The organism is Dermabacter sp. HFH0086 (genome assembly GCF_000413375.1).
GTDB lineage: Bacteria > Actinomycetota > Actinomycetes > Actinomycetales > Dermabacteraceae > Dermabacter > Dermabacter hominis.
Genome location: NZ_KE340308.1, coordinates 1,601,122 through 1,614,901 on the forward strand (window position 1 = coordinate 1,601,122; position 13,780 = coordinate 1,614,901).

At 61.6% G+C, this 13,780-nt stretch carries 16 protein-coding genes; 13 read left to right on the forward strand and 3 right to left on the reverse strand.

Annotated features, from left to right (window positions below; genetic code table 11):
* Positions 1 to 46 precede the first annotated feature (46 nt).
* Positions 47 to 670 carry a 5-formyltetrahydrofolate cyclo-ligase gene (locus tag HMPREF1484_RS07035; RefSeq protein WP_016664344.1) on the reverse strand — a complete coding sequence of 208 codons (624 nt, stop codon included), beginning with the start codon at positions 668 to 670 and terminating at the stop codon, positions 47 to 49.
* A gap of 92 nt (positions 671 to 762) precedes the next feature.
* On the opposite strand from HMPREF1484_RS07035, the gene HMPREF1484_RS07040 reads away from it, so the two are divergent.
* The 12 genes from HMPREF1484_RS07040 to HMPREF1484_RS07095 all read left to right on the forward strand — a co-directional run bounded on the left by HMPREF1484_RS07040 (position 763) and on the right by HMPREF1484_RS07095 (position 11,013).
* Positions 763 to 1,344 (forward strand): GNAT family N-acetyltransferase, encoded by a 582-nt coding sequence (locus HMPREF1484_RS07040; protein WP_016664345.1) that lies wholly within the window; start codon positions 763 to 765, stop codon positions 1,342 to 1,344.
* Between the two features lie 73 nt (positions 1,345 to 1,417).
* On the forward strand, positions 1,418 to 2,302 hold the full coding sequence (locus HMPREF1484_RS07045) for a hypothetical protein (protein WP_016664346.1): 885 nt from the start codon (positions 1,418 to 1,420) through the stop codon (positions 2,300 to 2,302).
* Between the two features lie 20 nt (positions 2,303 to 2,322).
* Positions 2,323 to 3,543: an alanine racemase gene (locus HMPREF1484_RS07050; RefSeq protein ID WP_016664347.1), complete on the forward strand. Its 1,221-nt coding sequence runs from the start codon at positions 2,323 to 2,325 to the stop codon at positions 3,541 to 3,543.
* Between the two features lie 29 nt (positions 3,544 to 3,572).
* Positions 3,573 to 4,901 carry a D-arabinono-1,4-lactone oxidase gene (locus HMPREF1484_RS07055; protein WP_016664348.1) on the forward strand — a complete coding sequence of 443 codons (1,329 nt, stop codon included), beginning with the start codon at positions 3,573 to 3,575 and terminating at the stop codon, positions 4,899 to 4,901.
* A 4-nt stretch (positions 4,902 to 4,905) separates the two neighbouring features.
* The gene (gene modA / locus HMPREF1484_RS07060; RefSeq protein ID WP_016664349.1) at positions 4,906 to 5,706 is read left to right on the forward strand and encodes a molybdate ABC transporter substrate-binding protein; all 801 of its coding nucleotides are present in this window, start codon (positions 4,906 to 4,908) and stop codon (positions 5,704 to 5,706) included.
* Between the two features lie 117 nt (positions 5,707 to 5,823).
* Positions 5,824 to 6,621: a molybdate ABC transporter substrate-binding protein gene (modA, locus tag HMPREF1484_RS07065; protein WP_016664350.1), complete on the forward strand. Its 798-nt coding sequence runs from the start codon at positions 5,824 to 5,826 to the stop codon at positions 6,619 to 6,621.
* A gap of 5 nt (positions 6,622 to 6,626) precedes the next feature.
* Entirely contained in the window at positions 6,627 to 7,430 is an 804-nt protein-coding gene (gene modB / locus HMPREF1484_RS07070) for a molybdate ABC transporter permease subunit (RefSeq protein ID WP_040386921.1), read from the forward strand.
* Positions 7,427 to 8,446 carry a sulfate/molybdate ABC transporter ATP-binding protein gene (locus HMPREF1484_RS07075; RefSeq protein ID WP_016664352.1) on the forward strand — a complete coding sequence of 340 codons (1,020 nt, stop codon included), beginning with the start codon at positions 7,427 to 7,429 and terminating at the stop codon, positions 8,444 to 8,446. The genes modB and HMPREF1484_RS07075 overlap by 4 nt, the downstream gene beginning before the upstream one ends.
* 71 nt (positions 8,447 to 8,517) lie before the next feature.
* Positions 8,518 to 9,420, forward strand: coding sequence for an inositol monophosphatase (locus HMPREF1484_RS07080; protein ID WP_016664353.1), 903 nt, complete (start codon positions 8,518 to 8,520; stop codon positions 9,418 to 9,420).
* Positions 9,413 to 9,901: a DUF4870 domain-containing protein gene (locus tag HMPREF1484_RS07085; protein ID WP_016664354.1), complete on the forward strand. Its 489-nt coding sequence runs from the start codon at positions 9,413 to 9,415 to the stop codon at positions 9,899 to 9,901. The genes HMPREF1484_RS07080 and HMPREF1484_RS07085 overlap by 8 nt, the downstream gene beginning before the upstream one ends.
* Positions 9,898 to 10,506 carry a LysR family transcriptional regulator substrate-binding protein gene (locus HMPREF1484_RS07090; RefSeq protein WP_016664355.1) on the forward strand — a complete coding sequence of 203 codons (609 nt, stop codon included), beginning with the start codon at positions 9,898 to 9,900 and terminating at the stop codon, positions 10,504 to 10,506. Before HMPREF1484_RS07085 ends, HMPREF1484_RS07090 begins: the two co-directional genes overlap by 4 nt.
* A 39-nt stretch (positions 10,507 to 10,545) precedes the next feature.
* Positions 10,546 to 11,013 (forward strand): S-ribosylhomocysteine lyase, encoded by a 468-nt coding sequence (locus tag HMPREF1484_RS07095; protein ID WP_016664356.1) that lies wholly within the window; start codon positions 10,546 to 10,548, stop codon positions 11,011 to 11,013.
* A gap of 10 nt (positions 11,014 to 11,023) precedes the next feature.
* Here the strand turns inward: HMPREF1484_RS07095 and HMPREF1484_RS07100 are convergent, their stop codons facing one another.
* Positions 11,024 to 12,613, reverse strand: a complete 1,590-nt coding sequence (locus HMPREF1484_RS07100; RefSeq protein ID WP_016664357.1) for a dolichyl-phosphate-mannose--protein mannosyltransferase — start codon at positions 12,611 to 12,613, stop codon at positions 11,024 to 11,026.
* A gap of 37 nt (positions 12,614 to 12,650) precedes the next feature.
* On the opposite strand from HMPREF1484_RS07100, the gene rsmI reads away from it, so the two are divergent.
* Positions 12,651 to 13,520: a 16S rRNA (cytidine(1402)-2'-O)-methyltransferase gene (rsmI, locus tag HMPREF1484_RS07105; protein ID WP_016664358.1), complete on the forward strand. Its 870-nt coding sequence runs from the start codon at positions 12,651 to 12,653 to the stop codon at positions 13,518 to 13,520.
* A 64-nt stretch (positions 13,521 to 13,584) separates the two neighbouring features.
* Here rsmI and rpmF read toward each other — a convergent pair whose 3' ends face one another.
* A complete protein-coding gene (gene rpmF / locus HMPREF1484_RS07110; protein WP_016664359.1) occupies positions 13,585 to 13,755 on the reverse strand; it encodes a 50S ribosomal protein L32 in 171 nt (56 codons plus the stop codon).
* Between the last annotated feature and the right edge of the window lie 25 nt (positions 13,756 to 13,780).

The following is a 13,780-nucleotide window of genomic DNA, read 5'->3' on the forward strand; positions in this document are numbered from 1 at the left end:
GGGGAAGGCAGGGCGATGTGGAGCGCGTACCGCTGTGAGGGCGGCGCTAGACAGGAGGGCTAAGGATCTCGAGTCCGGCCTCGGTGAGAACCTCGGGGATCGGAACATCGTGTTCTTCGCGGGGCAGCGAGCCGGCATCAAGAAGCTCGGTTTCGTGGATCAAGGTGAGTACGCGGGTTTCTGGACGGGCATACGCGAGGGCCCGGTCATAGTAGCCCTTGCCGTGTCCGAGGCGTGTGCCGGATCGGTCAACCGCGACGGCGGGCGTGATGATGAGGTCGGCGCGAGCAAGCCCCTGTGGCCCGAAGGATTCACCCGAGGGTTCGGATCCGAACTTGGCCCCGCCAGAAGGAGTAAGAGATTCTTCGCCGTCCCATGAACGCCAGCCGAGAAGCTCTCCCTCATATGTGGGGAGAATGACGGTGTGCCCCTCGCGTGCCTTGCGTCTTAGCCACGAGAGAGCGCTTGCCTCGGCGGGAACCGGGCTATAGCCCGCGATAACCAGGGAGGGACCTGCCGCTGCAAGCCATGGATCGATGCTCTCTTCGAGCCGCTTGCGGATGCGCGCGGCACTTTCACGTGCCTCGTCAGCCACGTAGGTCTCGCGCCGTGCCCGGAGAATCTCGCGGCGCAGCGCACGCTTCTTTGCGGACGTAGTGCTCTCATTCATAAACACATCGTGTCACAGCGCGGAGCCGTGTGGATTCAGTCTTCGTGCACCGGCGACCACGATGCGCGATCCTCAACGCTATACTTCCCGACATGAGACTCCGCGATGCCTCGCTCACCCTGCGCCCATTCGTACGCCGTGACCGCAAGGCCTATGTGCGCTTGCGCGAGAGCAGCGCCGAGTGGCTCGAAAGCTGGGAGGGCCAGGACCCTTCGTGGGGCGATGGAGGCTACCCTCCGTTTCAAGCGCAATTTCGAGCGCTTAGACGCCAAGGGAGCAAGATCGCGTGGTCTTCCCTCGGGATCTTCCGCAAACGAGCGCTCGTGGGCCACATCGGTTTTTCCTCGATCGTGTTCGGTCCGCTTTCGACCGCACAAGTGGGCTACTGGGTGGCACCCGAATGGGCAGGACACGGAATCGCCCCACGTGCCCTCGCGCTCGCACTCGAGGAGGTCCTCATCGGCGAGGGGCTTCATCGCGTCGAAGTCCTCGTGCAGCCTTCCAATACCGCTTCCCTGAGGGTGGTCGAAAAGCTGGGCCTTCGAGAAGAGGGGATCCGCGAGCGTTGCATCTACGTTTCAGGCTCGTGGCGCGACCATCGGGTGTTCGCTTTGACACGCGAGGAGTTGCCAGCGAGGGGTCTCCTCCTTGACCGAGTTCCGGACGTACGGTGAGGTGCGTCCTACGAGGCGCGACACGCGGCCGGATGTGCGCAGTGGGCGCGAATAAAGTCCATACGATCAAGGGGTGAACAGCTTTAATCTCGGTGCGGTGCTGATCGCCCTTCTTGTGGGCGTGTGGTTACTGTACGCCGTTCCCAAGACCGCCGATCGGCGGTACACGCTGGGGGAGGCGGAGAGGATCGCGCAGCAGCGCCACTCCGAGAGTGCCAGGGACGTCACCGACGCCTGCCGCACCTACTCTTCTATCTCGCACGAGGTGACCGACATGCCCGAGAACCGCAGCCTCCTCCGCCCCGCGGACCCAACTTCACGCCCGCGTTTTGGGGTCGAGAAACGTACCGATCTCGAGCACGATCGCCCTCACCACTCGGGGCTCAATACTGCCTTGACGGTCCTCCTCTCGATTCTCGTTGGAGTAACGCTCGTGACTGTCGTCACGACCTCGCTCTCTCTCACGAGCATCTGGTTCCCGCTCGGGGCTGTCGCCGCGCTCGGTCTCTGCCTCGTCGCGCGTCAAGCGACGCGCTTGATGCACACACGGAACGCGAGCGACGACGCCTCCGTGAGCGATGATGAGGCCCGCATTGAGCGCGCCCCTGAGGTCGAGCAGGAAAGCGATGGCGAGGCTAGCCACGCCGAGATCGGGCAAGCGTCGGATTCCGAAGTCTCGCGCCCGAGTGACATGAGCCCTGCCGAACGCCACGAAGCCTTCTTGCGTCAGGTGCTCGAGGCTCGCGAAGCAGGGACAGGAAAGGCCCTCGCGGACGAGCGTTTTGCTTCCCGAGTGAGCTTCCGCTACGGCTCGCTCTCGACTGGCAGCAGCCTTGAAGCCGCAGACGTCGAAGAACGTGAGGCCGATGCTGAACGAGGTACGTATCTCGCGTCGGACGCCCAGGTGATTGGCTCGGGACTTACAGTCGATGACGTCATGCGCCGCCGCCGCGCCTGACACGCACGGGTTCTCGCACCGTGGCAGCATCGTCGGCGCCCTCGAGTGCGCGAGAAATTGCTCGCTATGAGCGTGCACTCGCCGCTGCGGGTCTCAATCGCCGCCCGGTTGCGGTTCTTGACCTGGCCAGTTTCGACTCCAATGCCCGCGCGCTTGAGCAGCGTGCTGGAGCAACGCCCATCCGTGTCGCCACAAAGTCGTTGCGCGTCCCTTTCCTTATCGAACGTGCCGCGAGCACATTCGAGGGAGGTCTGCTGGCCTTCTCACTTGCAGAGGCGCTCGACCTCGTTGAGCAAGGCTTTGAAGACGTTCTCGTCGCCTACCCAACTGCTGATCGCGAGGCTCTTGCCCAACTCGTGACGAACGAACGGGCCCTTAGAGCCGTCACTCTCATGGTTGATTCACGCGCCCATGCTGACATGATCGTGGAAGCGCACCGCTCGCACTCCATTTCCGGCCTGCCGGTCCGCGTGTGTATTGAGCTGGATTGTTCTTACGTTCCCCTGCGTGGAATTCACCTGGGGGCGCTTCGCTCTCCACTGTTCACACCTGGACAAGTCGAGGAACTTGCGCGGGCTCTTATGCGAACCCAGGGCATTGCGCTCGTGGGACTCATGGGCTACGAATCGCAGATTGCGGGCACACCGAATCGCGGCCGTTCACCAATGCGGCTTTTGACGCGAGGAATGCAGGCCCTCAGCGCTCGTGAAGTTGCCGCCCGGCGCGGTGAAGCCGTAGAGCGCGTGCGTGAGGTGTGCGATCTGGAATTCGTTAACGGGGGTGGCACGGGAAGTATCGAGTCGACGTGTGCTGATCCGAGCGTCACGGAAGTCGCCGCGGGATCGGGACTTATCGGCCCGGCAAGCTTCGACCACTTCGTGGGTTTCCGCCCCGAGCCTGCGTTGTTTGTGGGATTCCCCGTCGTGCGACGACCTGCACCCGGCGTTGCGACAATTCTTGGAGGCGGGTGGATTGCGAGTGGCCCGCCCGGGAAGGACAGGTTACCGAGCGTCGTGTATCCGAACCCCCTCGGTTATGTTGGATTAGAAGGTGCAGGCGAGGTACAAACACCATTGCGTGGGCGGGCGGCCGAAAAAATGCGCGTTGGGGATACCGTGTGGATGCGACACGCAAAGGCTGGCGAGGTAGCTGAGCACGTGGACACTTACGCGATCGTGCAAGGGGATCAGGTCGTTGATGTCGTCCCCACCTACCGTGGCCTCGGACGCGCGTATATTTAGGTTCCGGATCAACGAGGGAAGGCTGGGGCATGGCAAAGGTCGCTTTAGGCTCGGCGCGCGAGATTCGCGCGAACTGGTCGGGAAATGTGGAGTTCTCGCCTACGGAGGTTGTGCACCCCCGTAGCGAACGAGAAATTGTGCACCACATCGCGCGGGCAACTGCCCATGGGACAGCCCTTCGAGCTATTGGTGCCGGACATTCTTTTTCGCCCGTCGCAAAGCCGAATGGCGTGACCTTGACCCTCGATCGGTATCGCGGCCTCGTGAGCTTCGATAAGGACACGGGAGATGTGACGCTGCGCGGTGGCACACGCCTGTGGGAAATTGGACCGATGCTCGCGACGCACTCGCGCGCGCTCGAGGTCATGGGGGACATCGACCGGCAGTCGATTGCGGGGGCGATCAGTACCGGTACCCATGGAACCGGTGGGCGGTTCACGGGGGTTTCCGGGTTAGTGACCGGTCTCAAGATCGTGCTGGCGAACGGCGATTCTGTGTGGGCGGACCGCGAACGCAACGTGAATCTTTTCGAGGCCGCACGGCTGGGTCTGGGCGCCCTCGGCATCATTGTGGAGGTGCGACTTCGCACGATGCCGCTTTACAAGCTCCACAGGAGAGAATATGCAGCGCCTCTCAAGGAGACTGCCGCGAGATTCCTTGAGACGAGTACCGTTCAGGATCATCAGGAGTTTTTCTTCGTACCAGGCGGGCGCAGAGCAATCGTGCGCGAACTTAACCACGTCCCTGCGGAGTCGTCGAACAAAGGAATGGGACGGGTACGTGACTTTATCGAGAGCGAAGTCGTTGGGAATGGCGCATTTGCGCTCGCAAATCGACTCGTTCAGGCCGTGCCGGCCACAAAGGGGCCACTCTCAGGTGCGGTATCAACGCTCATGCCAGCAGGGGAGGCTGTGCACTTGCCATACCGACTCTTCGTTGCCTCACGCCGCACGCGCTTTCGCGAGTGTGAAATGGCGATTCCCGCGAGCCGCTTCGACGAGGCCTTTGATGTGCTCACGCGTACGCTCGAGCGTTCGACGCCTTCGCCCATCTTTCCACTCGAAGTTCGCCGAGCTGCAGCCGACGACGTGTGGCTTTCGACGGCGAGTGAACGGGACACCGTGTACATCGCCGCTCACAATCCTCTTCACGCGAAGAGCGACGACTATCTCCGAGTCGTTCACGATACTCTCGCTGAGTTGGGGGGCCGGCCGCACTGGGGGAAGATGCACTGGCTGCGGGAAGCTGAGCTGCGGGGTCTCTACCCGCGGTGGAGCGATTTTGTAGCCGTGAGGAATGAACTCGATCCCGATAGGCTGTTTTCAACGCCGTATCTCGATTCCCTTCTTGGAGGATGACGCGATGAAGCGCATGGCAAGCGCTCTGGCCGCAGCAACGCTCGTTGTCGTGTCACTCGTAGGGTGCGGTGGCAGTGACGAAAGGACGGGCTCACACGCTTCGCCAGCTCGCACGAAACTCACGGTTTTCGCGGCACCCTCGCTTGAGGACGCTTTCGGGAACCTCGAAAAGGATTTTGAAGCGGCAAACCCGGGTATTGATGTTGTCTTCACCTATGCCGAGTCGAAGGATCTCGTCACGCAGATGAGTGAAGGTGCCCAAGCGGATGTATTCGCGCCAGCTTCGACCACGTGGATGAACCAGGCGGAGGACAAGGGGCTCGTGCCGAAGTATTCGTCCGAGGTTTTTGCGCTTGACACACTTGAGCTCGCCGTCGCGAAAGGGAATCCGAAGAACATCGAAGACCTCGAGGATCTCGCGGCGCGCCCCGAACTTGTCGCTGTGCGGTGCGCGAGCGCGGTTCCGTGCGGTGAGGCCACGGATAAGCTCGTGAGGAACGCTTTTCTCGACGACCTCCGTTTTGATACAGAGGAGCAATCCTCCAGGGATGCTCTCGGGCTTCTGAAGGCGGGGGAGGCCGATGCCGCCATCGTTTATGAAAGCGACGTCGCTTCCGCTGAAGACGCGGTTGACGGAGTTGACCTCGCGGGTGCGCAGCTTCATTCGAACACGTATGAAATTGCGGTGACGAAGGACGCGAAGGAAAGCACTCGAAGCGAGGCCGCGCAGAAGTACGTTGACCTTGTCCTCAGCCACGAGGGGCAAATGACGATCGTTGATGCTGGCTTTCGACCCGTGAAATGAGCGCTGCGTGCCTGCCTACCACTCCTTCGAAGGTTATGCAGTTGAGAGTTATGAGCTCGACCTCGATAAGCTGTTCTCTGCCCCTATTTTCGATTTCCTTCATGGAGGATGGATTCGATGAAACGCATGGCAGGTGCTGGAGCTGCAGCGATGCTCGCTGCGGCGTCGCTCGCAGGTTGTGGAAGTACCGACGGAGGTGCGCCATCCGACGCTTCACCAGGTCGCACGAAGGTCACGGTTTTTGCCGCAGCCTCGCTCAAGAACACCTTCGAGAGCTTCGAGAAGGAGTTCGAGGCTAAGAACCCGGATATCGATGTTGTCTTTACGTTTGCCGGATCGCAGGATCTGGTTACTCAAATGGATGGTGGCGCTCCCGCAGATGTTTTTGCCTCTGCTTCAAAGAAGTGGATGGATACGGCGGAGTCAAAGAATCTAGTGTCCTCGTCTCCTCGCATCTTTGCCCGTAATTCCCTCGAAATCGCTGTCGCGGAGGGTAACCCGAAGAAGGTTACAGGGCTCGATGACCTTGCATCTCGGCCCGAGCTCGTGGTCGTGAGGTGTGCGAGTGAGGTGCCGTGTGGTGCCCTCACGGATAAGGTGCTCATGGCTGCTGGGGACCCCAAGATCGATTTTGATACCGAGCAGAATTCGGTGACCGACACTCTGGGACTCGTGAAGGCTGGCGAAGCCGATGTTGCGTTTGTGTACGAGACAGATGTTGCGTCCGCGCCTGAAAAAGTAGACGGACTTGAAATCCCCGAGGCCGAATCGCTCGCAAATGAATACCCCATCGCTGTGACGGTTGAAGCCCAAAAAGCGAAGCGAAGCGAGGCTGCGCAGAAATTTGTGGACTACGTCCTTGGTGACGATGGCCAAAAGGCACTAGCGGAAGCTGGTTTCCAAAAGGGAGAGTGAGCCCGGTGCGTCGTGAGAGTGCGAGAACCCCGATGCTCGTTGGGCTTCTTGCCGTGATGGCGGGTCTGAGCATTGTTTTTCCGATCGTGGCGCTTGCCCTGGGGACGCCTTGGGGCAGCCTTGCCGATCTCGCTGCAGGTCCCGAAAATCGCTCGGCGGCAGTCCTCTCGCTTGTGACGGCGACGCTCGCGTGCCTCATATCGACAACTTTTGGGCTCGCGCTTGCGCTCAAGCTTGCTCGTTCTTCCGGTCCGCTCACAGTGCTCTTGCGTGCACTTGTGCTCGTGCCTCTTGTTCTGCCTCCCGTGGTATCAGGAATTGCCCTTTTGCTCGCTTACGGGCGCCAGAGTCTTCTCGCTCCGCTTTTAGAGAGTGCCGGCATCCGAGTTGTCTTCACGACGAGCGCCGTCGTCATAGCGCAGGTGTTTGTTTCGCTCCCGTTTGTAGTACTCACCCTCGAAAGTGCGTTTCGCGCTAGTGGGTTTGCTGAGGAGCGTGCAGCGGCGAGCCTAGGTGCTCGGCCGATGCGCGTGTTTCGTACCGTTACCGTTCCGCGCTTCGCACCGTCGATTCTTATCGCTGCGACTTTGGCCCTCGCGCGCTCGCTCGGTGAATTTGGGGCGACGCTAACGTTTGCGGGGTCGCTCGCCGGCTTGACGCGCACGCTCCCGCTGCAGATCTATCTTGCCCGTGAGGGAGACATTGCCGATGCCGTGGGCCTTTCGATAATCCTCGTCATTTTTTCACTCGTGGTCGTTTCAATTGCCTATGCCCGTGGACCGCTTCAACGTGAGGCGGATGCTCGATGAGTCTAGATCTCGCGGTTCGTATTCCCGGCCGCGCTGTTGATGCTTGCATCCGTATCGATGCCGGTGAGCACGTTGCTCTCGTGGGTCCGAATGGGGCGGGAAAGTCCACGATGCTTGAGGCGCTCGCTGGGCATCTTGCCGCTCCGCGCGATGGAGAAATTCGCTTAGCGATTGATGGTGAGGATTTCAGCCGAACACCGCTTCACAAGAGAGGTTTTGCCTATCTCTCTCAAACAGCGCATCTCTTCAATCACATGAGCGTTCTTGACAATATCGCTTACGGTCTTGTGAGTGCAGGGATGAAACGGCGCGAGGCCCGCGAAGTAGCCGGTGAACTTGCGGTGAAGGTGGGTCTTGAGGGGTTTGAGGATCGGCGACCTCGCACGCTTTCGGGAGGTCAAGCGCAAAAATGTGCGCTCGCGCGGGCTCTTGCGGTTGAACCACGTGTGCTGCTCCTGGATGAGCCGCTCGCGGCTCTCGACGTTCGCGCCGCAAGGGAAATGAGAGGTCTCGTGGCTGACCTCGCGCAAACGCGGACTCTTGTGTGCGTGACCCATGATGTTCTTGATCTTCTCGCGTGGGCGGATCGAGTGTGTGTGCTCGAGGATGGCCACGTAACCGAAGAGTGCAGTGCCGACGATGCCCTTTCATTTCCGAGATCCGAGTTTCTCGCGGAACTCGCGGGACTCAAATGGGTTGACGGCGAGATGCGAGAGCGCGGAGTTTTCGTAACGAGCGGCGGAGTTCCGCTTGCAACGATGGGGGAGTGTGGGCTGGGCCCCGGGCGTGCCTTGATCGACCCTCGCGCGCTGCGCTTACGTGTGGGAGACCACGCCGACGGTACCGGAGCAGGACGCATTCGCGGTATTTCTCGAATCGGCCCTTGCCCCGTGGCGTATTTCGAAGATGTCCCCGTCGAGCTGAGTATGTTGAGCAGCGCGCGCGGCACAGTCGCGGAGGGGCGTGTCGCAACGATTGAACAAACGGGGCTCGTCAAGGTTGAGCGTCGACGCTGAGATCGTTGGTAGGGCCTGGTCATTGATGCCCGCTTCCAGGTTGACGATTGTCTTCGTGATGGAATGGAGGCGTGATCACGAATTCTTTCGCCACTGCAAGGAATGTAACTGAGCTCGCGGGGCTTATTGCATTTGCGCGTGAGGCTGCCGCGGCAGCCGCGAGCTACCTCGCTGAGGTTGGCGGAGGTCCCGTGGAGCGCGAATACAAGGCGAATGCTCACGATATTGTGACCGCTCACGATCGCGCGTGCGAGGACCGCATTCGCGAGGTACTCCTCGCGAACTGCCCGGATGCCCGAATCGTGGGTGAAGAGGGCGGAACCCGCGAGGGCACGAGTGCCGTCACGTTTTACGTTGACCCTATTGACGGCACCTCGAACTTTGCGACCGGCAATCCGCTGTACGCCATCTCGATTGGCGTGGCGGTCGAGGATGTGCTCGTGGGCGGTGTTGTGAATGCACCTGCCCTCGGCATGGAGTTTTGGGCCGATGACACTGCCGCGTACCTGGGAACAAAGCGACTTGGCCCCAATCCCGAACGAGCACTCGCGGATGCACTTGTTCTCACGGGATTCCCGGGACTTCGCGATCTTTGCGAGGATCGATCGTTCGCCGAACGCGAGAGGCTCGCCTTGCTCGAAAGCGCGGGGGCAGTGCGAAACCTTGGCTCGGCGGCGCTCGAACTGTGCTTCGTGGCCGCGGGGTGGGCGGATGCCACGACCCTCACGAGCATTAATCCGTGGGATATCGCTGCTGGCTTCCATATCATTGAGAAAGCTGGCGGGAGTATTCGCACGTGGACGTGCAGCCCGGGTGACGTCGACGGAGCGGAGGCGATCCCACCTCAGGAATGCCCGGCGTATGTCGCCTGTACGAGTGAGAAGCGCTACGAGGAGCTCGATTCCTTGCTTGAGCGCGTCCACGCTTCTCGATGTGAACGATCCCTACGTAATGAAGGAGCCCACCATGAGTGACCAACCCTCGAATCCATACGGCTTTAGCAATCCCACGTCCGGCGGCCAGGGCACTGGCGCACCTGGCTTTAGCGGCCCTACCGGCCCCGGTGGCGTGACGAGTGATGAGCGCACCTGGGCCATTCTCGCGCACCTCAGTACGCTCATTGCGACTCTGGTCTCGGCCGGCTGGCTCGGGTGGGTCGGGCCGCTCGTGATCTACCTGATCTATCGTGACAAGAGCCCCTTCGTTCGCAATGCGTCCGCGGGCGCACTGAACTTCGCGATCAACCTTTTCGTCTACAGCCTCATCGCGTGGGGCTTCTTCTTCCTGGGGACTTTCCTCTCGTTCCTTCTCGTCCCGCTCGTCTTCATCCTGATCGCTGCGATCATTGGCCTGGCGATTCTGGTAGCGACGATCGTGATACCGATTATTGCCGCGTTGAAGGCGAACAACGGCGAGGCATACACCTATCCCTTCACCGTTGCGATCATCAAGTGAAGCTTGCTGAAAGCGCGCCGGGTGCTGCGGGCGGCGCGCTTCGCGTGGGGTTCATTCCCGGGGTTGAGCCCGACGTCTTCGCGCGGCGCTGGCACACCGATCCCAAGCGACCAGAGTTGCAGTTGGTCCCGCTCGATGACCGCGCCCCCGAGGAAGCGCTCGCATGCGGGGCTGTCGACATGGTATTCGCGCGGCTTCCGTGGAACAGCGCCCCGCGCGCGGAAGGGCCCATTCTCGAGCGCGAGGATATTCATGCAGTGCCGCTCTGGGAAGAACGGCCCGTCGCGGTAGTCGCGAAAGACAATCCGCTGAGCCTCAGCGAGGAACTCACCGAGAGCGACCTTGAAGGTGAACATCAGTTCAGCCTCGAAGAATGCGGCGGGCCTAAAGGTGCGGTCGCGACCGTCGCCGCAGGTAATGGCTATGCCATCATGCCCATGTCCCTTGCTCGGTTGCATGCCCGCAAGGACGTCACCCACAGGCCCCTCGCCGAGCGTGAGGGAACCCGAATCGTCCTCGCGTGGCCAAAAAGTGCCGACGATGACGTGCGCCAGGAGTTTCAGGGCGTGGTACGGGGGCGCACCGCCCGTAGTTCTCGTCGATAGGATGGCACGGAAGACTTCGACCTCCGAAAGGAAAACGCGATGAACGAGCGTATGAACGTTGAAAGCTTTAATCTTGACCACCGCACCGTCGCGGCCCCGTACATCCGTGTCGCTGATCGCAAAGATCTCGGCGGCGTCACGCTCACGAAGTTTGATATTCGTTTCACCCAGCCGAACGTTGACGCCCTCGAAACTGAGACTGTCCATTCGCTCGAGCACATGATGGCGGAGTTTTCTCGCAACCACAGCGACGACATCCTCGATATTTCGCCCATGGGCTGCCGCACCGGCTTCTACTTGCTCATGCGCGGCGAGCACACGCCCGAAGAGGTGGCGCCACTCGTCGAGGCCACGCTCAACGACCTGCTAGAGGCACAAGCCGTTCCCGCGGCGAACGAGATCCAGTGCGGATGGGGCGCCCACCATAGCCTCGAAGGTGCGAAGAGAGCGGCACAGAGCTTCCTCGAGAAGAAGAGCGAGTGGCTCCAGGTCGAGGCGGCAGCCTAAAGAGCCCGGGCTAGATCCAGGAATCGAACCACATGTGGGCGCGCCACAGGTCGTAAGGAATGACCTGGGCCGTCCACAGTGGCCACCAGAACGCCGAGGCAAGCGTCATCGTGACCACGAGTGAGGCGATCGCGAAGATTGCGATGCGGCGCCTTGCACGTGAAGCCGTGCGCGTCCCGAGCATGAGTGCGAACACGAAAACGATCGCCATGATGAGCCACGGTTCGAACACGACCGAATAGAACTGGAAGATCGTGCGGTCGAGGTACAGGAACCACGGGAGATAGCCCGCGATAATCCCCGAGAGGATCGCCCCGGCCGTGCCGCTTCGCCGTACGATCGCGACTACGAGCGTGACGAGAAGCGCAACGGCCCCGAACCACCAGATGAACGGGTTGCCGAGATTCGTGATGGCTGCCGAGCATTTTTCGACCTCGCAGCCCGACTCGCCGTACGTGTAGGACTCGTAGTAGAAGCTCGTCGGGCGGAGTTGGAGGAGCCAGAGCCAAGGTTTGGCGGCATACGTGTGCGTAGAGTCGAGCCCAACGTGGAACGAGTACGCCTCCTGGTGGTAGTGCCACAGTGACGCAAGCGCCTCGGTCACCGGGTTAGACGCGTGCCCGTTCTCCGCCGCCCAGTTGCGGAAGTACCCGTCCTTGGAGGCAAACCAGCCGCTCCACGAGAGCACGTATGTTGCGAGTGCACTGCCGACGATCGCGAAGAAGGCGGGAATAGCATCGAGCGCGAAGCCGCGAAGTTTCCAGCGAGGATCGCCGAAGCGTCGACGCGCCGCCCAGTCCCACAGCACCGTCATGATGCCGAATACCGCGACGAAATAGAGCCCCGACCACTTCACGCCGCATGCGAGGCCGAGCGAAATTCCCGCGGCGATACGCCACCAGCGCACCCCTGTGACGTGCCCGAAGCCCTCCGCAGCCCCCTCGATCCTCCCGAGCGCATCGCGAAATTGATCGCGATCCCGCAGGAGGAAGTAGAACGCGAGGAGGCAGAAGAACCCAAGAATCAGGTCGAGCAAACTCGTGCGGGAGTGAGTGAGGTGGACTCCGTCAATGGAGAGCAGGTAGGCCGCGAGAAACGCGAGAGCAGTGTTGCCGAGCAGGCGTCGGACCGTCAAAAACAGCATGAGGACGCCCAGCGTTCCCACGAGCGCCACGGAGATGCGCCAGCCCCACGGGTTGTCCGCACCGAGGGCCCACTCTCCGAGCGCGATCGCCCATTTGCCGACGGGCGGATGCACCACGTACTGGGGGTCGGGAAGATAGGAGTCGATGTCGCCGCGCTCGAACGCAGCCTTCGAGACGTCCTTCGCCCACGCGCGCTCGTTGCCCTCGCGAAGGAGCGTATAGGCGTCGCGCACGTAATAGACCTCATCGAAGATGAGGGTCTTGACGTGGCCGAGCTTATAGAGGCGCAGAGCCCCAGACCATACGACAAGGACGAGCGCGAGGATCCACGTCGTGGTGCGCTCGGTAAGTCCGAATGGCCCGCGGGCTTTCTCCGTTGATGGGCGCGCCGCTCGCTTGCCTGTCATCGGGGACACCGAAGACCCGCCGCTTCCACTCGCACGTGTATCACTCACGAGCCCATCCTAAAGGGCCGCGCGGTAGGATCGCACGGTGGAAACCGAGAACAAAACCGTGCTCACACCGGGAAATATCGCACTTGCCGCAACGCCCATCGGAAATCCCCTCGATGCGTCGTTCAGGCTCGTCGCAGCGTTGCGAGAAGCTGATCTGATCGCTGCCGAGGATACGCGCCGCGTAAAGCGGCTGGCGAGCGAGCTCGGCATCAGGCTAACGGCGCGCACGCTCGCGTATCACGAACACAACGAAGTCGAGCGCACCGAGACCCTCCTTGAGGCGGCGAGAAGCGGGCAAAAGGTGCTGCTCGTCACCGATGCGGGGATGCCGGTGGTCTCCGATCCAGGTTTTCGGGCGGTCGATGCCGCTGCCCGCGAAGGCATCGCCGTCGACGTGTTCCCGGGTCCTTCCGCGCCTCTCACCGCGCTTGTGCACTCGGGAATTGCCCCCGATCGCTTTGCCTTCGAAGGTTTCCTTCCGCGCACGTCGCGCAAGCGTCTGTCTGTGCTCGAGAGCCTCTCACGCGAGGCACGCACACTAATTTTCTTCGAATCTCCGCGACGCACGCGCGAATGCCTCGAGGCAATGGTCGACGTTTTCGGAGCCGAACGAGAGGCGTGCGTTGCACGCGAGCTCACGAAGACCCACGAAGAGATCATGCGGGGAACCCTTGCCGAGCTCGCCGCGTGGGCGCGTGAAACCGAGGTACTCGGCGAGATCGTGATCGTTGTGGCGCCGGCCCCGCCGCGAGAGGAGGACCCGGCTGATCTGGCGGCACTCGTGCTCGCGCGCGCCGAGGCGGGGGAGCGCCTCAAGGACGCCGCGAAGGCCGTTGCGCGCGAACACGAGCGGGTATCCGCACGAGAGCTCTACGACGCAGCCCTCGCGCACAAGAACGGGGGATAGCCCTCCTTATAGCTGAAAGGGCGCCCCACCGTGAAGTGGGGCGCCCTTTCGCGAAGTGCTGAAATCAGCCGTCGATCTCGATGAGGCCGCGCTGGTACGCCTTCGCGAGGCGGCGCGGAACCGAGGCGGTACGACCGCGAACGGTAACCTTGACGAGATCGGTGGTCTCGGCCTTCCAGTTCGCGCGGCGCGAACGGGTGCGGGCCCGGGACATCTTAAACTTAGGCACTGCCATGATGCGCTCCTTGCTCGAACTGCGT